Here is a 20,820-nt window from a genome sequence, read left to right on the forward strand (position 1 = left end):
CGGAGCCGGCTCCCGCGCCCGCCAAGCCCGCCGCGGCGGCCAAGGCGGCCGCCAACGCCGGCAAGCCGGGCCTGATGCAGAAGACCCCGGTGCGCTCGGGCCAGCAGCTGTACGCGGAAAACCGCGACCTGACCGTGCTCAGCACCGTCGGCGCCGGCGCCGAAGTCATCGCCGACGGCTCCATCCACATCTACGGTGCCCTGCGCGGCCGCGCCCTCGCCGGCGCCCAGGGCAACACCGATGCACGGATTTTCTGCCGCGAATTCCACGCCGAACTGGTCGCCATCGCCGGCCACTACAAGGTGATGGAGGAAGTACCCCAGGAACTGCGCGGCAAGTCCGTGCAGATCTGGCTGGACCAGGACCAACTCAAGATCGCCGCCCAGGACTGACGCGGCCCTACCTCACTAGAAGAACGACCAAGGAGAACACCATTGGCTGAAATCATCGTAGTCACGTCCGGCAAGGGCGGCGTCGGCAAGACCACCACCAGCGCCAGCATCGCCTGCGGCCTTGCCCGTCGCGGCAAGAAGGTCGCGGTCATCGACTTCGACGTCGGCCTGCGCAACCTGGACCTGATCATGGGCTGCGAACGCCGCGTGGTGTACGACTTCGTCAATGTCACCCAGGGCGAGGCCACGCTGAAGCAGGCGCTGATCAAGGACAAGCGTTTCGAGACGTTGTACATCCTGGCCGCCTCGCAGACCCGCGACAAGGACGCGCTGACCAAGGAAGGCGTGGAGAAGGTGCTCAAGGATCTGGGCGACGACGGTTTCGACTACGTGGTCTGCGATTCGCCGGCCGGCATCGAGAAGGGCGCGTTCCTGGCGATGTATTTCGCCGACCAGGCCATCGTGGTGGTGAACCCGGAAGTGTCCTCCGTGCGCGACTCCGACCGCATCCTCGGCCTGCTGGATTCCAAGACCCGCCGCGCCGAGAACGGCGAGCCGCTGAAGGCCAACCTGCTGCTGACCCGCTACAGCCCCGGCCGCGTCGAAAGCGGCGAGATGCTGAGCATCAAGGACGTGGAGGAGGTGCTGGGCCTGAAAACCCTGGGCGTGGTTCCCGAATCCGGCGACGTGCTCAACGCCTCCAACAAGGGCGAGCCGGTGATCCTGGATCTGGAGTCGCCGGCCGGCCAAGCTTACGACGACACGGTCGCCCGCCTGCTGGGCGAGGAGCGTCCGTTGCGTTTCACCACCCTGGAGAAGAAGGGCTTCTTCAGCAAGCTGTTCGGAGGTTAAGGCATGGGTCTGTTCGATTTCCTGCGTACCAAGAAGAACACCGCCGAAACCGCCAAGAACCGCCTGCAGATCATCATCGCGCAGGAACGTTCCTCGCGTGGCGGTCCCGACTACCTGCCGCTGCTGCGCCGCGAGCTGCTGGAAGTCATCAAGAAGTACGTCAACGTGGATGCCGAGGCGGTCAAGGTCGATCTGATCAAGGACGGTGAACACGACGTGCTCGACATCTCGGTCGCCCTGCCGGAAGGCCAGGGCTGACCGGAAGGTCCGTCCCGAGCCGGTCCGCACCGGGCCGGCTCATGCCATAGTCGGCAAACCTACACCCGCCGGGATTCCGACATGGATGCCACATCGTTTCGCCGTTGCCGGTATGCCCTGATCATGGTCAGCGCGTTGTCGGCGGGGACCGCGATGGCACAAACCCCGGCTGCGTCCCCCGCGCCGCCAGCGGATTCCCCGACGGCGGATGCCCCGGCCGAAACCAAGGCCGACCCTTGGCAGGCGCAACAGGACCGACTCATCGTCATCGGCGACGAGTTGCTGAAGAAGCGCCAGCCCGAGGCTGCCATCCGGGAAGCTTTCGATCCCGTCATCCAGGCGCATGAAGCCCGCTACGCCGGCGACGGCACGATCTACTTCTGTTCCCGCGACCCAGCGGAGGCGCTGCTGTACCTGCTGGGCGTGGCTGCCGATCATACCGAGGGCAAGGGGGGCGGCGATGCCAGGGTACTGAGGCCGACCTGGGCCTATGGCTACTACGGCAAAGCGTACGCGCTGATCGAACTCAACCGCTTCGACGAGGCCGCCGCGGCACTGGACAGGGCCCTGGAGCTCTCGCCAGCCAACCCGCAGTTCCTGACCGAACGCGGCTACCTGTACCGTGCCAGCCGCGAGTGGGACAAGATGCTGGCCAGCAACCAGGCAGCACTGGAACATGTCGCGCTTGCTCCCGAATCGCTGCGGGACACCGAACGCGCACGCGCGCTGCGCGGCGCCGGCTATGCGCTGATCGAACTGGACCGGCTGGACGAAGCCGAACGCCATTTCCGCGATTCGCTGAAAATAGAACCCAAGAACCAGGTCGCCCTGGGCGAGCTGGACTACATCAAGCAACTGCGCAAGAAAAAACCATGAACACACCCGCCCCGCCCTCCGCCGAACCCGAAGTCCTGCGCGTGCGTGATCGCGTGTTCGCGGATCTGGCGGATCTGCTCGCCCGCTACGATCTTCGCCTGCATCAGGTTGCCGACGGCGAGAAGATTCCCGGCAGTTTCTGGGGCGAGCCGGAGGCCGGCGTGATTGCCGACAACGTCTATGTCCGCGGCGACACCCCGCTGCATTCGATGCTGCACGAGGCCTGCCACCTGATCGTGCTGCCCCCGGAACGGCGCGCGGCGGTGCATACCGACGCCACCGATTCGGACATCGAGGAAGACGCCACCTGCTACCTGCAGATCCTGCTGGCCGACGGCATTCCCGGCGTCGGCCGCGAACGCCTGATGGCCGACATGGATGCCTGGGGCTATTCGTTCCGGCTGGGCACCACCCGCGACTGGTTCGAGGGCGACGCCGAGGACGCGCGCCAGTGGCTGGGCGAACGCGACCTGCTGGCACCGCGCTTCGGCCAGCGGCACGCGGCCTGAGATGTCCGCCAGGCCGCACGCTCCCTACCCACCGCTGGGCGCGCACTGGGGCGGCCTGACGGTATTGGCACGCGGCGCCAACCGCCTGTGCGCGCTCGATCCGGACGACGCCGGGCATTGCCTCAAGTTCGAACTGCATCCCGATGAACGCCCCGCGGCGGGCCTGCGTGCGCGCCTGCGGCGTTCGCTGGCGCGGCGGCTGCCGGCGCTGGGCGAAAACGCCACCGAACTGCGCGCCTGGCGGCGCCTGCGCGCGCGCATCGGTTCCGCGCTCGACGGCTGGCTCGCGCCCTGCACCGGCATCGTCGCCACCAGATGGGGCCCGGCGCTGCGCTGCGTGCTGGTGCGCGATGCCGACGACGCGATCGCACGCAGCCTGTACGCGCACCTGTTCGAAGGCACCCGCTCCTCGCCCGACTCGCTGTGCGCGGCGGTCGACGCGATGGAACGTGAATTGTTGGCCCACGACGTGCCGCTGTTCGATCTGAATGCCGGCAATTTCGTCGTTGCCGGATCCGCCACGCAGCCCCGGCTGGTCTGCGTCGACGCCAAGTCCACCTTGAGCGGCAAGGAGATCCTGCCGTTCTCGCGCTGGTCGCGACGCTTGATGCACCGCAAGATCCGGCGCCGGGCCGGGCGGTTGCGCCAGCGCATCCGCGCCGCCCTTGCGGACGCACCGCCGCCGCACTAGCCTTCCGGGTTCCTGCGCCTGCCGCACCCTCGAAGGACTTCCCGTGAAGCAACGCCATCTCCTGCTCGCACTCGCCGTCGGCGCCAGCGTGCTGGCCCTGTCCGCCTGCAAGAAGGACGAATCCAAGGATGCCGCCGCACCGGCCGCCGCCCCCCAGGGCGAAACCGCGGATCAGTTCATCGCCCGGGTGAACCAGGAACTGCGCAAGATGTATCCGGAGATCACCGCGTCGCAGTGGTTGTCCAACACCTACATCAACGACGACAGCCAGTTGCTGGAAGCCAAGTACAACGAGCGCTACCTGGCGCAGCTGAACGTGTGGATCGAGCAGGCCAGGAAGTTCGAGGGCCAGCAGATGTCGCCGGAAACCGCGCGCGCCATCCAGTTGCTCAAGCTCTCCACCGCCATGCCCGCGCCGAAGGATCCGGCCAAGCTGGAGGAAATCACCAAGCTGGCGTCCAAGATGGGCGGCATGTACGGCGCCGGCAAGTACTGCACCGGCGAAGGCGACGCGAAGAAGTGCCGTGACCTGGGCCAGCTGGAAGACGTGCTGCGCAGCAGCCGCGACTACGACGCGCAGCTGGACGCCTGGCAGGGCTGGCACACCATCGCCCAACCGATGCGCAAGGACTACACGCGCTTCGCCGAACTGGTCAACGAAGGCGCCAAGGAACTGGGCTACGCCGACGCCGGCGAGATGTGGCGCAGCGGCTACGACATGACCCCGGCGGAAATCGCCGCCGAGACCGATCGCCTGTGGGGCCAGGTCAAGCCGCTGTACGAACAGCTGCACTGCTACACCCGCACCAAGCTGCAGGCCACCTACGGCGTGGAGAAGGGCCAGGTCAACGGCATGCTGCCGGCGCACCTGACCGGCAACATGTGGCAGCAGGACTGGGGCAACCTGTGGGACATGCTGCAGCCGTACAAGAACGCCGGCAGCCTGGACATCAGCGAAGCACTGAAGGCGCAGTACCAGGCCGATTTCGTCAAGGAACTGGGCAAGGCCGGCCCGGCACCGACCACCGAGCAGCAGTTCCAGGCCGAACGCGCCGCGCAGTTGGCGGTGGCCAAGCAGATGACCGAGCGCGCGCAGGATTTCTACGTCTCGCTGGGCATGCCCAAGCTGCCGGAGAGCTACTGGTCCAGGACCCAGTTCATCAAGCCGCTGGACCGCGACGTGGTCTGCCACGCCAGCGCCTGGGACATGAACATGGGCGGCGAGCCGGGCGGCGGTCCGGACGTGCGCACCAAGATGTGCATCAAGCCCAACGAGGAAGATTTCACCACCATCTACCACGAACTGGGCCACGTCTATTACTACCTGGCCTACAACAAGCTGCCGCCGCTGTTCCAGAACGGCGCGCATGACGGCTTCCACGAGGCCATCGGCGACACCATCGTGCTGGCCATGACCCCGGACTACCTCAAGTCGATCGGGCTGGTCGGCGATCAGCAGCAGAGCCACGACGCGCTGATCAACGCCCAGATGCGCATGGCGCTGGCGAAGGTGTCGTTCATGCCGTTCGGGCTGATGATCGATCGCTGGCGCTGGGGCGTGTTCGACGGTTCGATCAAGCCGGCCGACTACAACAAGGCATGGTGGGATCTGAAGGCCCGCTACCAGGGCGTGGCGCCGGTGAGCGCGCGCGGCGAGGACTTCTTCGATCCGGGCGCCAAGTACCACGTGCCGGGCAACACCCCGTACACGCGCTACTTCCTCTCGCACATCCTGCAGTTCCAGTTCTACAAGGGCCTGTGCGACGCCGCCGGCTACAAGGGCCCGCTGTACAACTGCAGCTTCTACGGCAACAAGGTCGCCGGCCAGCGCTTCTGGGCGATGCTGGAGAAGGGTGCCAGCCAGCCGTGGCAGGCCACGCTGAAGGAACTGACCGGCACCGAGAAGATGGACGCCAACGCGGTGCTGGAGTACTTTGCCCCGCTGCAGGAATGGCTGAAGCAACAGAACGAAGGCCAGACCTGCGGCTGGCAGCCCACGCCGCCGGCCACCACCGCCGCGGCGCCTGCCGCGCCGGCGAAGGCGGAACCGGCCAGGAAACAGGGCTGATTTTCGCTTGAAACGATACGACAAGGCCGGCGCAAGCCGGCCTTGTTCGTTGTGACGCGCATGCCCATGGTCCACGCCTCCATCGCTGATACCATTCCCGGACCAGGGACGAATCAGGGGGACCACCATGGGCAAGCGAATCCATCTCGGTTGGAGAATGCTGGCATTGGCCTGCGCCATCACCGCGCCGACGGCCTGGGCGCAGAGCGTGCCGGGTGAAACCAGCCGCACGCAGGCAGCGCCGTCCGCGCACTGGCGCACACCCGATTTCAACACCCTGCAGAGCGCGCGCGTGCGTTATCGCGAAATGCCGATCCAGCGCCTGTTCAATCTACAGAAACGCAACGCGGCACGGCAGATGAAACCGGTACAAGTCGGCATGGGACGCCGGCTGAGCACCGAAGGCGTCACCACGCTGGCCCAGCCTGCGCTGAGCTGGCGCGCGCTCGGGCACGGTGCATCGGCGGCGCGCGTGGAGATCAGTTCGCCCGACGCGCTGGCCGTGCGCGCCGGCCTGCAGGTCACCGCCCTGCACCCGGATGTGGAACTGCGTTTCGCCGGCTCCGACCATCCCGACCGGATTGTCGCGGTGGTGACCGCACGCGAAGCCCAGCGCCAGGTTGACGCGCAGGGGCTCTACTGGACGCCGAGCACCGATGGCCAGACCCAATACATCGAAATCTACCGTCCCGCGCACGTCGTTGCGGCCATGGCGCGCCTCAATGCCCCGCAACTGGTGCACCTGCTGGCCAACAGCCGCAGCGACTTCAAGATCCTGGAAAAGATCGGCGAGTCGGAAAGCTGCAACATCGACACCGCCTGCCGGGTCGCCGAGCTGGGCGACCGTTTCGTCCGTGCCAAGAACGCGGTCGCGCATATGCAGTTCATCAGCAAGGACGACAGTGGCCAGACCGGCGTGTTCATCTGCACCGGCACGCTGCTCAACGACACCGCGACCGATACCCAGACCCCCTATTTCTATTCCGCGCATCACTGCATCAGCGACCAGGGCGTGGCCTCCACGCTCAATACGTTCTGGCGCTACGAAGCCACCAGTTGCAACAGCGGCGTGTCGCAAGCCGTTACCCAGTTGACCGGCGGCGCCACCTATCTGTACTCCAGCAGCGACACCGATGCCCTGCTGTTGCGGCTGGCCGACCCGGCGCCCGCGGGTGCCGAGTTCAGCGGATGGGACGCCGCCGCCCTTCCCGCTTCCAGCACCATCCTCGGCATCCATCATCCGTCGGGCGACGCCAAGAAGGTTTCCTCGGGCCAGCAGATTCCGGCGAGCAGCGACGCCACCCACAACGGCGTGGCCTGGCTGAGCGGCAGCACCGAGGGCGGCAGCAGCGGATCGGGCCTGTTCACCCTGCACGCCGATGGCTATCGGTTGCGTGGCGGCCTGCAGGGCGGCGACGCCAGCTGCGCGAATAGCGGCTCGACTTCCAATACCCAGAATCGCGACTGGTATTCGCGCTTCGACGTGGCCTATCCGCATATCCGGCAATGGCTCTCGCCCACCACGCCGATCCTGATGAATGGATCGCAGCCGTTGATTCCGGGCCAGGCCAATGCGGTGTCCGCCGGCAGTGCGCCGGCCGTTCCCCGGTTCAAGACTCGCGCCGTCTTCAAGCAACGTGGCGTGTTTCGCCGGTATCCGGCCCCCAGCCGGTAGAGCGGAGCTTGCTCCGCTTCCCGCCGCCTCGCGCTCCGGTCCCGTCATCCCGGCCAACGCATCGATGGCCTGATCCACTGATGTCGCGCGGTTCCGGGCGTGCGTGCCCTGTCAGCGGAGCAAGCTCCGCTCTACGGGTCCGGCTTCACTGTCACTTCAAATGCAACGGCGATGGTGGGCGCCTCGTTCGCAACAGAGTGTCCGCATGCCCACCGTCTTCGCCCACGCCCTGGTTCCCGTCGCCGTTGGTCTTGGTCTGGGACGCCGGCGTATCCCCGCACGCTTGCTGATTACGGGCGCGGTGGCGGCGATGCTGCCGGATGCGGACGTGGTGGCGTTCAAATTCGGTATCGCCTACGCCGATGCGCTGGGGCATCGCGGCGCCAGTCATTCCCTCGTGTTCGCGCTGCTGCTGGGCGCGTTGTCGGCGTGCTTCCATCGTCCGCTGCGCGCACGGGCCTGGACGGCGTTCCTGTTCGTCGCCTGCTCGGTACTGTCGCATCCACTGCTGGACATGCTGACCAACGGCGGCCTGGGCGTGGGCCTGCTGTGGCCCTGGTCGGAACAGCGTTTCTTCGCCCCTTGGCAGGTCATCGAGGTATCGCCGTTCGCGCACCGGTTCTTCAGCGCGCGCGGTGTGGAGGTGCTGTGGTCGGAAGCCCGCTGGATTGGCGTGCCGGCGCTGCTGCTGATGGCCGTGCTCGCCGCCCCGCGTATCTTGTGGGAGCGACGTCAGTCGCGATGAAGCATCCGGATCACCCCTGTCGCGACTGACGTCGCTCCCACAGGATGGACGATGGAACGACTCATGCCATTTTAGGAGCGACGTGAGTCGCGACCGAACATCCTGAGCATCCCAACTGTCCAGGTCGCGACTTACGTCGCTCCTACAAGGAGGCCATTCAATGCTGGGTGGGGGCGGCGTCCGGTTCGGAATCGGCGTCTTCGGCGCCGGCACTCATCTCCGCTTCCAGCTTCTTCTCGAAATCTTCCAGGCTCATGCCCTGGGCGGCGGCTTCGATGACGGCGGTGTCGCGCAGCTCATCCGAGCAGACCAGCCGCACCGGCTGGCCGTTGGCTTCGTGCAGGGCGGCGGCGCGCTTGATCATCGCCAGCACCTCGGCGGCACTGTCGGAACTGCCGGCAATGCGGCCGTCCATGCCCAGCACCCACACGCCGGCCTGGCGCACGATGCCGGCCAGCAGGTCGCCCTGCGGATTGCGCAGCTCGGCGTGCGGTTCGATCGCCGGGGCGTTGGCGCGGGCCAGGTTGCGTGCCTTGATCGCCCTGCGCTTCTTGGCATCGCGGCGGGCCTTTGAATGGGTGGACATCGGGGATTCCTTGTCGAAGCTCAGATCTGATCGGTGGGTTCAAGCGCCGCGGGTTCTTTCGGACAGGCTTCGGCACGCCGGCTCACCTGCGCCTCCCAGCGCCACATCGCCCAGCCGGCCAGCGTCAGCACGCCCGCGCCCAGCGCCAGCCACAGGCCGTGCCGGCTCAACAGCGCCGAAACCACGCCGGCGATGATCGTGTTGATGAACAGGTTGCTGAAGGCCTGCAGCGACGATGCCGCGCCGCGCTGGCGTGGATACATGTCGAGGATGGCCAGGGTGAGGATCGGGAAGATCAGCGCCACGCCGAACGCCGACAGGCACATCGGCAGCACCGCCCACGGGATGGTGATGGCATCGCCCACCCACGCGTTGTAGGCAAGGTTGGCAATCGTCGACACGCCCATGCAGGCGAAACCGATGCGGGTCAGCTGGGTGCCGCTGATGCGGCCGGCGGCGCGCCCGGACACGAACGCGCCCAGGGTCATGCCGCCGATGGTCGGCAGGAACAGCCAGGCGAACTGCTGCTCGTTCAAGCCCAATCGATCCATCACGAAAATCGGCGCCGAGGCGATGTACAGGAAGATGCCGCCGAAGCTCAACGAGCCGGCCAGCGCCAGCCGCTGGAAACGCGGATTCAGGGCGATGGCGAAGTAGTCACGCAACAGGTGCTTGGGCGACACCTTCACCCGCACTTCCGGCGGATGGGTTTCCGGCAGCCACAAGCCGACGGTCAGCAACAGCAGCAGCGAGAAGCCGGCCAGGAACCAGAAGATCACCGGCCACGCGCTCCAGCCCAGGATCCAGCCGCCGATGATCGGCGCGATCGCCGGGGCGATGCCGAAGATCATCGACACCTGGCTCATCAGCCGCTGCGCGTCGTCGCCATGCAGCACATCGCGGATCACCGCGCGGCCGACGATGAAACCCACGCCGGCCGAGAAACCCTGCAGCGCGCGGAACAGCAGCAGCGTGGTCATGTCGCGCGACAGTGCGCAGCCAATCGACGCCAGCAGGAACAGGAACAGCCCGCCCAGGATCACCTTGCGTCGGCCGAACGCATCCGACAGCGGGCCGTGCACCAGGCTCATCAGCGCGTAGGTCAGCAGGTAGACGCTGATGACCTGCTGCATCGCCAGCTTGTCCGCGCCCAGCTGCGCACCCATCGCGTTGAACGCGGGGAAGATGGTGTCGATCGAGAACGGACCGAACATCGCCAGCCCGCCCAGCAGCAGGGCCAGGCGGCGGTTGGACGGCAGCTTGCGGACGCCGGTCATGGCGCGCTCCCGGCCACCGAAGGGTCCACCGGCGGCGAAGTCGGCGGGCCCTTCAGCTCGACCGTGTTGCCTTCCGGGTCCCGCAGGTACTGGGACGGTCCCATGCCGTCGGCGCCGTAGCGCTCACCGAATTCGGCCAGGGTCGCCCCGGCCGCTTCCAGGTACGCCGCCAGCGCCTCGCGGTCGAACGGTTCCACCCGCAGGCACAGGTGGTCGACGTTGTGGCCTTCGGGCCCTGGCGCGGCCCCGCCCAGCCGGCCCAGCTTGCCGTCCACCGGCACCAGGTCGATCAGCGACTCGCCGGCCCGCAGTTGCAACAGGCCCAGCTCCGGCCGGTCCCGCTCCACCGCGCAGCCCAGCACCCCGCAATAGAAGGCGCGCATGGCCGCCAGGTCGCGGACGCGCAGGACGATGTGGTCCAGGCGCAGGAGTCGGAAAGGGGGCGCATTCATGAACAGGGATGGCCGGCGCGGGGGGCCGGACATGGTAAGGCCAACCGGGACGATGCGGGCGGCCGCAGGCTATAATCCGCACCGCAAGACCAGGTGGGAGAAGCGGGGAAACCCGCTGCCGAAGGCGCAAACGCCCGTAATCGCTCAGGCCCGATACCACCCCCGCTGCAAACACTCTGGAGAGATCGGCCACGCGCCGGCGCCGAAGGGGCACGAAGCATCACCGCGACCTCGTCCGCGGCGCTTCCAAACTCTCAGGCAAAAGGACAGAGGGGCACCCACGTGCGCACTTCGCACGCCCGGCTTCATGCCTTTTCCGGATGCCCCTGCCCATGTCCCAGACTCCGTCCTCGCTTCGCGATCTCGAGCACCACGACGCTTTCATCGCCCGCCACATCGGTCCCAACGACGCCGAAATCGCGCACATGCTGCGCGTGGTCGGCCACGACTCGCTGGAGGCGATGACCGATGCCATCGTGCCGGCCAACATCAAGTCCGCCGCCCCGCTGGCCCTGCCCGAAGCGATGACCGAGGAAGAGGCGCTGGCCAAGATCCGCGCCGTCGCCGACCGGAACCAGGTGTTCAAGAGTTTCATCGGCCAGGGCTACTACGGCACCCACACTCCGAAGGTGATCCTGCGCAACATCCTGGAGAACCCGGCCTGGTACACCGCCTACACCCCGTACCAGGCGGAAATCTCGCAGGGCCGCATGGAAGCGCTGATCAACTTCCAGACCATGATCACCGACCTGACCGGCATGGAAATCGCCAGCGCCTCGCTGCTGGACGAAGCCACCGCCGCCGCCGAGGCGATGACCCTGGCCAAGCGTTCGGCCAAGTCGAAATCCAACGTGTTCCTGGTCGCCGGTGACACCCATCCGCAGACGATTGAAGTCCTGCAGACCCGCGCCGAGCCGCTGGGCCTGACCGTGGACATCGTCCGTTCGACCGAAGCGTTCCATGAAAAGCTCGCCGCCGGCGATTACTTCGGCGTGCTGGTGCAGTACCCCGCGTCCAGCGGCTGGCTGGAGGAATGGGGCCGCGACGCGGAGATCATCCACGGCCACCAGGCGCTGTTCGTGATGGCCACCGACCTGCTGGCGCTGACCCTGCTCAAGACCCCGGGCGAGATGGGCGCCGACATCGTGGTCGGCAACACCCAGCGCTTCGGCGTGCCGTTCGGCTTCGGCGGCCCGCACGCGGCCTTCATGGCCTGCCGCGACGCCTACAAGCGCTCCATGCCGGGCCGCCTGATTGGCGTGTCGGTGGATGCCGACGGCAATCCCGCCTACCGCCTGACCCTGCAGACCCGCGAGCAGCACATCCGTCGCGAGAAGGCCACCTCCAACATCTGCACCGCGCAGGTGCTGCTGGCGGTGATGGCCTCGATGTACGCGGTCTACCACGGTCCGGAAGGCCTGACCCGCATCGCCCGCCGCGTCGCCCGCCTGACCGCCATCCTGGCCGAAGGCCTGCGCACGCTCGGCCACGCCACGGTGCACGCCAGCGCGTTCGACACCCTGTGCATCGACGCCGGCGACGCCGCCGAGGCGATCCTGACCCGCGCCAGGCAGGCCCGCATCAACCTGCGCGTGCGCGGCAACGGCACGCTGTGCATCTCGCTGGACGAAACCACCACCCGCGCCGACGTCGAAGCGCTGTGGGGCGTGTTCGCCAACCCGGGCGCCACCCTGCCGGGCATCGACGCGCTGGACGCCAGCGCCCCCTCGCTGATCCCGGAAGCCCTGCGCCGCACCAGCCCGTTCCTGACCCACCCGGTGTTCAACACCCACCACAGCGAGCACGAACTGCTGCGCTACATGCGTGCGCTGGCCGACAAGGACCTGGCGATGGATCGCACCATGATCCCGCTGGGCAGCTGCACCATGAAGCTCAACGCCACCGCCGAGATGATCCCGGTGACCTGGCCGGAGTTCGGCAACCTGCATCCGCTGGCCCCGGCCGATCAGGCGCAGGGCTACAAGGAACTGATCGACGGCCTGGAAGCCATGCTGGTCGAATGCACCGGCTATGACTCGGTCAGCCTGCAGCCCAACTCCGGCGCGCAGGGCGAATACGCCGGCCTGCTGGCCATCCGCGCCTACCACCGCTCGCGCGGCGAGGCCAGGCGCGACATCTGCCTGATTCCCGAATCTGCGCACGGCACCAACCCGGCCAGCGCGCAGATGTGCGGCATGCAGGTGGTGGTCACCAAGTGCGACAGCAACGGCAACGTCGATGTCGAGGACATCCGCCGCGCCGCCGAGAAGTACAGCGATCGCCTGGCCGCGATCATGATGACCTACCCCTCTACCCACGGCGTGTTCGAAGAGGACGTGGTGGAGATCTGCAACATCATCCACCAGCACGGCGGACAGGTGTACACCGACGGCGCCAACATGAACGCGCTGGTCGGCGTGGCCAAGCCGGGCAAGTGGGGTTCGGATGTTTCCCACCTCAACCTGCACAAGACGTTCTGCATTCCGCACGGCGGCGGCGGCCCGGGCGTGGGTCCGTGCGCGGTCAAGTCGCACCTGGCGCCGTTCCTGCCGCGCACGCTGGGCGGTGAAGGCGACGTGGGCATGGTGTCGGCGGCCAGCTTCGGCAGCGCCAGCATCCTGCCGATCAGCTGGATGTACATCACCCTGATGGGCTCGGCCGGCCTGCGCAAGGCCACCCAGGTGGCGCTGCTCAACGCCAACTATGTCGCCAAGCGCCTGGCCCCGCACTACGAGACCCTGTACACCGGCCGCAACGGCCTGGTCGCGCACGAGTGCATCCTGGATCTGCGCCCGCTCAAGGACGCCACCGGCATCAGCGCCGAGGACGTGGCCAAGCGCCTGATCGACTTCGGCTTCCATGCCCCCACCCTGAGCTTCCCGGTGGCCGGCACGCTGATGGTCGAGCCGACCGAGAGCGAATCGCAGCACGAACTGGATCGCTTCATCGACGCGATGATCCAGATCCGCGAGGAAATCCGCGCGGTCGAGGACGGCCGCCTGGATCGCGAGGACAACCCGCTCAAGCACGCCCCGCACACCGCCACCCAGGTCAGCGCCAGCGAATGGACCCACGCCTACCCGCGTGAACTGGCCGCGTTCCCGCTGCCCAGCCTGAAGCTGCAGAAGTACTGGCCGCCGGTCGCACGCGTGGACAACGTGCACGGCGACAAGAACGTGTTCTGCAGCTGCATCCCGGTGGAAGCCTTCGCCGGCGAACCGGAAGCCTTCAGCGAGCCGAACGTGATGTAAGAAAAAAAGCCCCGCGATGCGGGGCTTTTTTTTGGGGAGTACTCGCACGCTGCAACGCCCCCTTCCCCCGCCCGCGGGGGAAGGTGCCCGAAGGGCGGATGGGGGCAAGTTCGTATGCTTCCTCTTCCCGACCGCGCCAAAAGCAAGCGCTTCTCAACAACCGAATGGCTGGTCAATCCCCCGTCACCCGCTTCGCGGGCGCCCGCCCCCTTTTTCGCTTTCAACAGCCGCATGGCTGATCAAGGGGGCTTCTAGTGCAGTTCAACGGCCGCCGCCTTTCCTCCCCCTTCGAAGAAGGGGGACCGAGGGGGATTTGCTTTTGTGCTCCCATACCCACGCCCTTCCCAACCAGCGAGGGAAACTATCCAAAAAAGATAAGAGCAACCCTAAAGCTGCTTGATGAGGTTATGACTTACCGTCAAATACCCCAACTTCGCATACAGCGCCTGCGCACCCGCGTTGTGCGCAAACACATGCAGGCCAATCCGATCGATGCCCTGCGCGCGCACCTGCGCCTCCATCGCCGCGAACGCGTCTGCCGCGTAACCGCGGCGGCGATGCGCGGGATGCACAAGCACATCATAGACATGCACCTGCCGCTGCTCGCCTTCGGAATACACGCCATACCACAGCGAGCCCACCGTACCCTCCGTGCCGGCAACGATCTCGAACAGATAATGATCCGGCGTGGCGATGCCCTGCGGCAGCAACTGCGCAAAGGCGGCCTGCGAACGCTCCCGCGCGCCGTCTGCCGGCCAGCGGCCGGCGGAGACATTCTCACCGGCGTAATTTTCCACCGCGGTGTGCAGGAACGTGCGGAACGCGCGCTCACTCATCGGGACCAGCAAAACCTTGGACATGGACGAAAGCCGCGGGACGGGAGCGGCGACTCTATCCCAGTCCGGCGTCACACGCGTGGCGGCGGCGCGGCGGGAACCGGAATCGACGGGCGGGTCCCGTCGCTCAGCGCCATCAGCTGGCAGAACGTGGCGTCATAGGCCGCCGCTTCCTCCTGATAGCCGGCGACGGCCCGCAACGAACCGCGCGCCGCCAACTTCTGCGCGACTGCGCGCAAGCGCTCGCCATCCGGATGGGTCTGTACCAGCGCCGCCATCCAGACGGTCAACGCTTCCAGTTGACCGATGGCGCGCGCATCGGTGGCCTCCAGCCGGCACAGATGGGTATGGATCTGGGTGTCTGACAACAGCATGCAATCGACTTCCGACATAAGGGGGGCACCGCCGCAAAGCCCCCTCTCCGCGTCGTTGGTTTCCCTCACGCGGCGGGCACGACGGATCGGACAGGCCGCACGCGCCATGGTCATTCACCGTTCGGGCCGGTGAAGCCGGAACTGAATATCCGGCTCCCCGTATTCAGCCATGGGCCGGCCCGCCCAATTCCATCAGCCCTCACCCGCCGGCAGGGTTTCCTCGTCCTGGTCGTATGCCGGCGGGTAATAGAAGTTGAGCGTCTTCAGGAAAGTCCGCCCGGTATTACGGATCTCGTGGCGCTCGCCGTGTTCGATCACCAGCAAGCTGCCCGCGCGCAGCGTCTGCCGCTCGCCTTCAATGGTGGCCACGCCCGTACCGGACACCACATACAACCACTGGTCCGCACCGCGATGCCGGTTGTCAGGCCCGCCCTCGGCCTCGCCCGGCGCGATCACCATCTCCGCCGCCTGCACCTCACGCACCGCGAACGCGGTGCGAAAGCCTTGTCCGAAACGCAGGTGTTTGTATTGCATGCCGGTTCCAATGACCTTGTCCTGACGACCGAGAAGTTCCCTTTCCCCGCGCGCGGGGGAAGGTGCCCGAAGGGCGGATGGGGGCAAACCGTCCAGCATCCGCAATGACGGCCTCACCCAATCCCTCAATGCCGCAGATTCACCTCAGCCACGCGATCGCGGTAATGCTTCTTCGGATCCATGCCCAGCATCAACTTCACCCCGGCCAGCATCGAGTTCTCGTTCAACCAGATTTCCGCGTGCTCGGCATCGAAGCGCAGCAGCGCCAATCGCGGATCCTCCATCCCGCCTTCGTACCAGGCGGCCAGGTAGGGATTCCACAACCGGTCGACCACTTCGCGATCCGTATGCTCCACCAGCACCCCGTTGACGCTGGCGAACAGGTCATGGCCCTTCGCGCAGAACGTGGCGATGGCGCGCTGCGGCGTGCCCACGCGCTGGGCCAGGCGATTGTCGGTGGTAGTGAAGAACCAGATGGGTCCGTGTTCCTCGTCCTCCATCTGCGCAGTCATCGGACGGGTGTGGCCGTCCTCGGCGCCCTCCAGGCCAATCATCATGACCATGTCGGACTTCAGCAGCTTCCAGAATTTCTTTTCGAGTTCCTGTGGCGTATGCATGACGATACTCCCTCGAAACAGGTGGCTTCACGCTAGCCCCGCGCATGTCACGCCGCCGTCAAACAAGCGTTATCGCCGTGATAGTCGCGCCCGCCAACCGTCCTTCGCCGCCTGTTCACGCCGATGGGACTAACACAGGCTCGTTGTCCGAAGGAAGACGCCGCCATGCCGGAAGAAAAAACCCGCCGCGCGGTCGAACGCGACAAGCGCGAAGGCAAGTCCGTCAGCACCCAGGCCGGCGAATTCGTTCGCGAGGAAATCGAACACGTGCGCGAAGGCAAGCACGGCGTCCAGAACACCCAGCAGGCCATCGCCATCGGCCTGTCCAAGGCCCGCCGCGCCGGCATCGACGTCGAACCCGGCGACAACGCCTCTCCGGCGGTCAAGAAAAAAGCCCGCAAGGACATCGCCAAGGGCAGGAAAACCGCTACGAAACGCCCCGCCGCCAAACGCTCGGCCGGTGCCAAGAAGGCATTGAAGGCCACCAGCAAAACGACCGCCAAGAAAGCCGTCAGCCGCACCGCCCTGTCCAAACAGGCCAAGAAGGCGGCCAGCAAGCGCACCGCCGCCGACCGTTCCGCCGCGGCAAAGAAAGCCGCCCGCACCAAGGGTCCCGCCAAGCGCTCGGCCGCCGCCAAGAAGGCCGCGCGTACCCGCAAAAAGGCATCCTGACCACCCGGTGGGCCTCGGCCCACCATTGCCGTCGCCGGGCGCCAACTCCGGGTGAAGCCAGAAGGCTCACCCACCGCCCGGCACCGCGATGGTGGACCCAGACCCACCCACCTCGTAGAGCGGACCTGGCTCCGCTGCCTTTCGCTCCCCCGCACGCCGCCGCAGCCACCGCGGGCACGGGTTCACCGTACGTGCGCGCCATCACGCCGTAATTCCGGTTCGTCATTCGTACAGTGCTGTTCGCACCACCACGCTCCCGGCCATCGCGGCCGCCGGATAGCCTCCTGTCGCCGCTAATGGCACCGCTCGCCGCGCCCGCGGTGATGACCCAGGAGATGAACATGAAAATGTGGAAGATGATGTGGAAGCCGGCGCTGGTGCTGCTGGTGTTGCAGGCCGCCGCCTGCAGTTCGATTGCGCAGAAGACCAACAACCTCAGCGACGACAAGATCAAGTCCCAGACCGGCGGCGCGCTGGGCTACATGCCGGAAGACCTCACCCTGGTCAGCCGTCGCACCGAAGGCACCAACACCTATGTTGCCCTGAAGGCCAAGGACGGCAAGGAATTTAATTGCATCGTCAACGGCGGCAACCTGCTGTCGATGGGCATGACCAACCCGCCGGTCTGCTCGCCCAAGGGCCAGCCGGTCAAGGCCGCGCCGTTCGGCCAGTAATCCGTGGTGGCGCCGGGCTTGCTCGGCGCCCTGCCCCCAGCCCTTCCGCGAACCGCAGCGGAGCGAGCTCCGCTCCACATGGGCGATGAGTCCTGTGGAGGAGTCCACGGACAAATAGCGCTCAGCGCTTGCCGGCTTCCATCATCCGGAATTGCGCCATGCGCTGGGCGAGCCAATCAGCCAACGCCGCAGCCTGCACATCATTGAGAATATCGTTGTGGCCGGCCGACACATCCTTGCCGGTTTGCATCACCCAGACCGCCTTCTTGGCCTGTTCCTGACACTGCTCGCCGGTGCCGATTGCCTCGATCATCATGCGTCCTCCCAGACTGAGCTGACAGTCCGGGTCCGTCACCCTGCACGCGTCGCCGCTACAGGCGTGTACTGAATGACTCACCCAGTCCCGGTTGAAACCTATCGCCCGCTTCCAGAACGCAAGCGGAAACAGATAGCGCACCGGAACATCCGCGGTGGATTGCAGGACGATGATGCGTCGCGACCCATCAGGCGCGGCACGCAAGGCCGTCGCCATGCTCACCTGGTCGAGGGAAAGTGCCTGTCGCGAACGCGCGTCCTCCTCCAGGCGTTCCTTGATGGTTTCCAGTTCCTCCGCCCTGGCCGCGGGGTTGAGCATGATGTATTCCAGCGTCGTATCGGGTGCTTCCCCCATCCACTCCTTCACCGCCCACAGCACCGCCGACCCTCCCAGGCTGTGACCTATCACGAAGACCTGGCGCTTGGGGTTCTGCGCGCGTAACCAGGCCACCACCTCTCGCAATCCCTGCTGCCCCACCCGCTCCGATGCACGCTTGCGGCCGCAAATGGTGAAGAAATCACTGGCTTCCCACGGGATGAACGTGTCGACCGAATCGCCCCGCCATCCGAAATAGAGAGCGTTGACCGCCCCCGCCTTCTCCACGTTCTCCAACCGGGCCAGGAACGCGGTGAACTTCTGGTAATCGCTGTCATAAGGCCCGCCCCCCTTGCAGGCAGGCTCGCCGGCCTGCTGCCGGCAGGCATTGTGGTGCCAACCGTGCACGAACAGCACCACCGGGCGAGTTGGCGTCGCTTCCATCCACTGCGCCATCTTCTGTATCTGCGCAGGCTGATAGAGCTGCCCGCGGTCATCCGCCTCGAACACCATCATCTGGCTCTGCAACCCGTCCTGCACCGGAGCCGGATCATTGAGTCCCCACCATTCCCGGTCCGGAATCGTCCGACAACCGGACAGCAGCAACAGGCCGAGCATGACCACGGCCGCCTTCCCCAGGATGCGCATATGACGTCCTTTTTCGAGCTCCCACCCGCGCCAACGGCGGGTGGCCCGGTGACCGGCCATGTATATCCGGATTGTCGTAGTCCACTGTCCATCCCTCCCAGGTAAGCCGTCCTTCCCTGGCTCACTTCCGATAGCGCCACTGCCCAATTTGCGCGCGGCCGACGAACGGACGGCCGCCTTCACGGGGCACGTGCGTTGATTGCCGCAAGGACGCCAGGCATGGCTTCCATCCGCAGGGATCGGGGGAACGGGGATGACAACGTATCGTGCGTTCGGACTGGCCGCGTGCCTGCTGCCGCTGGCAGCGTGTGCCGTGATGGACCCCTACATCAGGTACGACCGCCCGCCCGACGTCGGCCAGATATATCGCTGCGCCAACCAGTCAGCGGATCGGGCGCTGCTCTATGCCTGCGCGATGTCGGTTCGCCTGGAGCGCGCCCGTTCGGAAATCGTGCGCACGCGTTCGGGACTGACCAGCACTCTTTTTCCCATGGCCGGCATCGTGGCCTACAACTCATCGCGCGGTATCAATGCGGCCACGAATGCCGCCATTACCGCGGGCGGATTGGCCGGCTACTCCGCCGTCACCACGATGGCCCAGTTTGACCGCATCCGCATCTACGACAACGGCCATACCGCGATCAATTGCGCCATCGGCGTCTACCAGCAGGCGCGCGCCGCCGGCGCGCCCGAATCGTTGGATCGCGCTCTGCTGCGCAAGTCCCTGGCGTCGACCCGTCAGCAACTCCAGGGCGTGCGCCAGTCGCTGCCTGCCGCAGATGCGAACGGCCGCCAGGCCATCGCCCAATTGGATGATGTGCTGGCAACCATGCAACTCGAGCTGGACGACGGTGCCCCCAAGCGCTTGCTCGAATCAAGGTTGATGAACTCGGTACGCACCACCGTCAGTGCGGTCAATACACAACTCACTTTGACTGTCCCCAGCAATGCGGATGCCTTTGGCGGGGCTATAGAAGGCCTGGGCTCGCTACCGCCCCCCAAACAGGGTGGCGCGGACGGCGCCAAGGAGATGGCTGCCAACAGCATCAATACCCTTGTCGGGCTCAAGTCCAGAAACAAGAACTTCTCGCTGGCGGTCACTGCCCTCCATAACCAGTTCCTTTCCCTGCTGGCCCTGTACGAGAAAGTCCAGGCCGAACCCGTGGAGAACATCCCCGCCGACTTCACGCCCTGCACCTATGCGGCGGTCAGTGACGTTGGCGTGCAACGCCCCGGTAGCCGTCTGATGTTGGGGCCCAACGATGACGCGAACGGCGACAGCATCGTACTGCCCGTAAACCACAAGAAGGAGTACCGGATTTTCGGCGGTGTTCCACCTTACGACTCTTCGGTGTCGGGACCACAACCTGATCTGGTCGCTGCCATCATCAGTCGCAACGGCGTGTCCTATCTGGAACTTACCGCGCCCGCCTCCGCTCCACAGGATGGCAAAAGCTACGACGTCAGCCTCACCGATGCCTTGGGCCAATCCCGCAAGTCCCTGACGATCACCGTCAACTGACGGAAAAATGGCCCCAGGCCCATCCTCACCCTGTTTCCGGCCCGGACATATCCAGGAGCCGGGCGGCATCCGCCGCCCGGCTCCGTCTTGCTGCCTAGCGCGGCTGCCAGGTGGTGTGCTTCACCACGAAGTCCAGCTCTTCCGTCCACTTTTCCAGGATGTAGGCCCAGTCGCCCACCGGCGGGGTGGGCTCGTAGCGGTTGGACAGCTCGCTGCGTGAGCGGGCCAGTGTGGTGGTCAGGCGGACGCGTTCGCGCAGGCCGTACAGCAGGTGGTAGGCGTCCTGGGTCAGCAGGTAGCCGGTGCGCTTCTTTTCGCGCGGGGGATGGCGGTTCGAGTGAGAGTGATGGCGATCGTCGCCCATGGCATTGCTCCCTTGCAGTGCAGAGGCCCGCCTGCACGCGCAGGCGGGATGTCGGGAGGCTCGAAACCGCTTACAGCCGGCGGGCGTATTCCCCCAAAGGGGTGTTGTATTAGCCGCCCTCCCGACGCAGGAAGTCTGCAACGGGAAATTATGCCCGAACGTGAGTTCGGGCATAAAAAACCCACCGATGTTCGGTGGTGGGTACCGCTGTAAGCGGAGTTTCGAGGCTCCGGGGGCAATGGTTAGGGGCTGGGGTGGGTGGTGTCAACGCACATTGAGTCTAGGCAGCTGGTACGCCCCCGCTTTCGTAGACGGT

At 66.1% G+C, this 20,820-nt stretch carries 22 protein-coding genes and 1 riboswitch; of the genes, 13 read left to right on the forward strand and 9 right to left on the reverse strand.

Annotated elements, in window-relative coordinates; translation table 11 throughout:
* The 9 genes from minC to IQ458_RS18480 all read left to right on the forward strand — a co-directional run.
* Nucleotides 1-392, forward strand: a 392-nt coding sequence (minC, locus tag IQ458_RS18440; protein WP_203323733.1) for a septum site-determining protein MinC, incomplete at its 5' end; no start/stop codon positions are given.
* A 42-nt stretch (nucleotides 393-434) separates the two neighbouring features.
* Nucleotides 435-1,244, forward strand: coding sequence for a septum site-determining protein MinD (minD, locus tag IQ458_RS18445; RefSeq protein ID WP_183638169.1), 810 nt, complete (start codon nucleotides 435-437; stop codon nucleotides 1,242-1,244).
* Nucleotides 1,245-1,247: 3 nt separating this feature from the next.
* A complete protein-coding gene (gene minE, locus IQ458_RS18450) occupies nucleotides 1,248-1,502 on the forward strand; it encodes a cell division topological specificity factor MinE (RefSeq protein WP_141456118.1) in 255 nt (84 codons plus the stop codon).
* Between the two features lie 81 nt (nucleotides 1,503-1,583).
* A complete protein-coding gene (locus tag IQ458_RS18455; protein WP_203323734.1) occupies nucleotides 1,584-2,378 on the forward strand; it encodes a tetratricopeptide repeat protein in 795 nt (264 codons plus the stop codon).
* Entirely contained in the window at nucleotides 2,375-2,887 is a 513-nt protein-coding gene (locus IQ458_RS18460) for a hypothetical protein (RefSeq protein ID WP_203323735.1), read from the forward strand. The genes IQ458_RS18455 and IQ458_RS18460 overlap by 4 nt, the downstream gene beginning before the upstream one ends.
* A gap of 1 nt (nucleotide 2,888) precedes the next feature.
* Nucleotides 2,889-3,578 carry a YrbL family protein gene (locus IQ458_RS18465; RefSeq protein WP_203323736.1) on the forward strand — a complete coding sequence of 230 codons (690 nt, stop codon included), beginning with the start codon at nucleotides 2,889-2,891 and terminating at the stop codon, nucleotides 3,576-3,578.
* 43 nt (nucleotides 3,579-3,621) lie between these two features.
* Nucleotides 3,622-5,646 (forward strand): M2 family metallopeptidase, encoded by a 2,025-nt coding sequence (locus IQ458_RS18470; protein WP_203323737.1) that lies wholly within the window; start codon nucleotides 3,622-3,624, stop codon nucleotides 5,644-5,646.
* A 157-nt stretch (nucleotides 5,647-5,803) separates the two neighbouring features.
* Complete coding sequence (locus IQ458_RS18475) at nucleotides 5,804-7,321, forward strand: hypothetical protein (RefSeq protein ID WP_203323738.1); 1,518 nt, start codon at nucleotides 5,804-5,806, stop codon at nucleotides 7,319-7,321.
* Between the two features lie 205 nt (nucleotides 7,322-7,526).
* Complete coding sequence (locus IQ458_RS18480) at nucleotides 7,527-8,066, forward strand: metal-dependent hydrolase (protein WP_203323739.1); 540 nt, start codon at nucleotides 7,527-7,529, stop codon at nucleotides 8,064-8,066.
* 157 nt (nucleotides 8,067-8,223) lie between these two features.
* Here the strand turns inward: IQ458_RS18480 and IQ458_RS18485 are convergent, their stop codons facing one another.
* The 3 genes from IQ458_RS18485 to IQ458_RS18495 are packed head-to-tail and all read right to left on the reverse strand — an operon-like array spanning nucleotide 8,224 to nucleotide 10,381.
* The gene (locus IQ458_RS18485; protein WP_203323740.1) at nucleotides 8,224-8,652 is read right to left on the reverse strand and encodes a hypothetical protein; all 429 of its coding nucleotides are present in this window, start codon (nucleotides 8,650-8,652) and stop codon (nucleotides 8,224-8,226) included.
* Nucleotides 8,653-8,672: 20 nt separating this feature from the next.
* A complete protein-coding gene (locus IQ458_RS18490; protein WP_203323741.1) occupies nucleotides 8,673-9,929 on the reverse strand; it encodes a multidrug effflux MFS transporter in 1,257 nt (418 codons plus the stop codon).
* On the reverse strand, nucleotides 9,926-10,381 hold the full coding sequence (locus tag IQ458_RS18495; protein WP_203323742.1) for a VOC family protein: 456 nt from the start codon (nucleotides 10,379-10,381) through the stop codon (nucleotides 9,926-9,928). The genes IQ458_RS18490 and IQ458_RS18495 overlap by 4 nt, the downstream gene beginning before the upstream one ends.
* A gap of 166 nt (nucleotides 10,382-10,547) precedes the next feature.
* Nucleotides 10,548-10,661: riboswitch (glycine riboswitch) on the forward strand.
* 52 nt (nucleotides 10,662-10,713) lie between these two features.
* On the opposite strand from IQ458_RS18495, the gene gcvP reads away from it, so the two are divergent.
* Nucleotides 10,714-13,632 carry an aminomethyl-transferring glycine dehydrogenase gene (gcvP, locus tag IQ458_RS18500; protein WP_425504718.1) on the forward strand — a complete coding sequence of 973 codons (2,919 nt, stop codon included), beginning with the start codon at nucleotides 10,714-10,716 and terminating at the stop codon, nucleotides 13,630-13,632.
* Between the two features lie 386 nt (nucleotides 13,633-14,018).
* On the opposite strand, the gene IQ458_RS18505 is transcribed toward gcvP, so the two are convergent.
* The 4 genes from IQ458_RS18505 to IQ458_RS18520 form a co-directional block, all read right to left on the reverse strand.
* Nucleotides 14,019-14,492, reverse strand: a complete 474-nt coding sequence (locus IQ458_RS18505; RefSeq protein ID WP_203323744.1) for a GNAT family N-acetyltransferase — start codon at nucleotides 14,490-14,492, stop codon at nucleotides 14,019-14,021.
* Nucleotides 14,493-14,539: 47 nt separating this feature from the next.
* Complete coding sequence (locus tag IQ458_RS18510) at nucleotides 14,540-14,842, reverse strand: hypothetical protein (protein ID WP_192199349.1); 303 nt, start codon at nucleotides 14,840-14,842, stop codon at nucleotides 14,540-14,542.
* 192 nt (nucleotides 14,843-15,034) lie between these two features.
* Entirely contained in the window at nucleotides 15,035-15,376 is a 342-nt protein-coding gene (locus tag IQ458_RS18515) for a cupin domain-containing protein (protein WP_141456105.1), read from the reverse strand.
* A gap of 125 nt (nucleotides 15,377-15,501) precedes the next feature.
* Nucleotides 15,502-15,993, reverse strand: a complete 492-nt coding sequence (locus IQ458_RS18520) for a pyridoxamine 5'-phosphate oxidase family protein (RefSeq protein WP_192199348.1) — start codon at nucleotides 15,991-15,993, stop codon at nucleotides 15,502-15,504.
* 165 nt (nucleotides 15,994-16,158) lie between these two features.
* On the opposite strand from IQ458_RS18520, the gene IQ458_RS18525 reads away from it, so the two are divergent.
* Together IQ458_RS18525 and IQ458_RS18530 are read left to right on the forward strand one after the other, a co-directional pair.
* Entirely contained in the window at nucleotides 16,159-16,665 is a 507-nt protein-coding gene (locus tag IQ458_RS18525) for a DUF6496 domain-containing protein (protein WP_203323745.1), read from the forward strand.
* A 341-nt stretch (nucleotides 16,666-17,006) separates the two neighbouring features.
* Complete coding sequence (locus IQ458_RS18530; protein WP_183638197.1) at nucleotides 17,007-17,339, forward strand: hypothetical protein; 333 nt, start codon at nucleotides 17,007-17,009, stop codon at nucleotides 17,337-17,339.
* Between the two features lie 121 nt (nucleotides 17,340-17,460).
* On the opposite strand, the gene IQ458_RS18535 is transcribed toward IQ458_RS18530, so the two are convergent.
* Nucleotides 17,461-18,618, reverse strand: a complete 1,158-nt coding sequence (locus IQ458_RS18535) for an alpha/beta fold hydrolase (RefSeq protein ID WP_203323746.1) — start codon at nucleotides 18,616-18,618, stop codon at nucleotides 17,461-17,463.
* Between the two features lie 253 nt (nucleotides 18,619-18,871).
* On the opposite strand from IQ458_RS18535, the gene IQ458_RS18540 reads away from it, so the two are divergent.
* Entirely contained in the window at nucleotides 18,872-20,140 is a 1,269-nt protein-coding gene (locus tag IQ458_RS18540) for a hypothetical protein (RefSeq protein WP_203323747.1), read from the forward strand.
* Nucleotides 20,141-20,234: 94 nt separating this feature from the next.
* On the opposite strand, the gene IQ458_RS18545 is transcribed toward IQ458_RS18540, so the two are convergent.
* Nucleotides 20,235-20,504 (reverse strand): XAC0095 family protein, encoded by a 270-nt coding sequence (locus IQ458_RS18545; RefSeq protein ID WP_203323748.1) that lies wholly within the window; start codon nucleotides 20,502-20,504, stop codon nucleotides 20,235-20,237.
* Nucleotides 20,505-20,820 lie beyond the last annotated feature (316 nt).

Source organism: Pseudoxanthomonas beigongshangi, from assembly GCF_016820515.1.
GTDB classification, from domain to species: Bacteria; Pseudomonadota; Gammaproteobacteria; order Xanthomonadales; family Xanthomonadaceae; genus Pseudoxanthomonas_A; species Pseudoxanthomonas_A beigongshangi.

What these genes read in the sequence shown, in the direction of transcription:
- minE (WP_141456118.1), top strand. Translation starts at nt 1,248, where the DNA reads ATGGGTCTGTTCGATTTCCTGCGTACCAAGAAGAACACCGCCGAAACC.
- IQ458_RS18455 (WP_203323734.1), top strand. Translation starts at nt 1,584, where the DNA reads ATGGATGCCACATCGTTTCGCCGTTGCCGGTATGCCCTGATCATGGTC.
- IQ458_RS18460 (WP_203323735.1), top strand. Translation starts at nt 2,375, where the DNA reads ATGAACACACCCGCCCCGCCCTCCGCCGAACCCGAAGTCCTGCGCGTG.
- IQ458_RS18465 (WP_203323736.1), top strand. Translation starts at nt 2,889, where the DNA reads ATGTCCGCCAGGCCGCACGCTCCCTACCCACCGCTGGGCGCGCACTGG.
- IQ458_RS18475 (WP_203323738.1), top strand. Translation starts at nt 5,804, where the DNA reads ATGCTGGCATTGGCCTGCGCCATCACCGCGCCGACGGCCTGGGCGCAG.
- IQ458_RS18480 (WP_203323739.1), top strand. Translation starts at nt 7,527, where the DNA reads ATGCCCACCGTCTTCGCCCACGCCCTGGTTCCCGTCGCCGTTGGTCTT.
- IQ458_RS18485 (WP_203323740.1), bottom strand. Translation starts at nt 8,652, where the DNA reads ATGTCCACCCATTCAAAGGCCCGCCGCGATGCCAAGAAGCGCAGGGCG.
- IQ458_RS18490 (WP_203323741.1), bottom strand. Translation starts at nt 9,929, where the DNA reads ATGACCGGCGTCCGCAAGCTGCCGTCCAACCGCCGCCTGGCCCTGCTG.
- IQ458_RS18495 (WP_203323742.1), bottom strand. Translation starts at nt 10,381, where the DNA reads ATGAATGCGCCCCCTTTCCGACTCCTGCGCCTGGACCACATCGTCCTG.
- gcvP (WP_425504718.1), top strand. Translation starts at nt 10,714, where the DNA reads ATGTCCCAGACTCCGTCCTCGCTTCGCGATCTCGAGCACCACGACGCT.
- IQ458_RS18505 (WP_203323744.1), bottom strand. Translation starts at nt 14,492, where the DNA reads ATGTCCAAGGTTTTGCTGGTCCCGATGAGTGAGCGCGCGTTCCGCACG.
- IQ458_RS18510 (WP_192199349.1), bottom strand. Translation starts at nt 14,842, where the DNA reads ATGCTGTTGTCAGACACCCAGATCCATACCCATCTGTGCCGGCTGGAG.
- IQ458_RS18515 (WP_141456105.1), bottom strand. Translation starts at nt 15,376, where the DNA reads ATGCAATACAAACACCTGCGTTTCGGACAAGGCTTTCGCACCGCGTTC.
- IQ458_RS18520 (WP_192199348.1), bottom strand. Translation starts at nt 15,993, where the DNA reads ATGCATACGCCACAGGAACTCGAAAAGAAATTCTGGAAGCTGCTGAAG.
- IQ458_RS18525 (WP_203323745.1), top strand. Translation starts at nt 16,159, where the DNA reads ATGCCGGAAGAAAAAACCCGCCGCGCGGTCGAACGCGACAAGCGCGAA.
- IQ458_RS18530 (WP_183638197.1), top strand. Translation starts at nt 17,007, where the DNA reads ATGAAAATGTGGAAGATGATGTGGAAGCCGGCGCTGGTGCTGCTGGTG.
- IQ458_RS18535 (WP_203323746.1), bottom strand. Translation starts at nt 18,618, where the DNA reads ATGCGCATCCTGGGGAAGGCGGCCGTGGTCATGCTCGGCCTGTTGCTG.
- IQ458_RS18540 (WP_203323747.1), top strand. Translation starts at nt 18,872, where the DNA reads ATGACAACGTATCGTGCGTTCGGACTGGCCGCGTGCCTGCTGCCGCTG.
- IQ458_RS18545 (WP_203323748.1), bottom strand. Translation starts at nt 20,504, where the DNA reads ATGGGCGACGATCGCCATCACTCTCACTCGAACCGCCATCCCCCGCGC.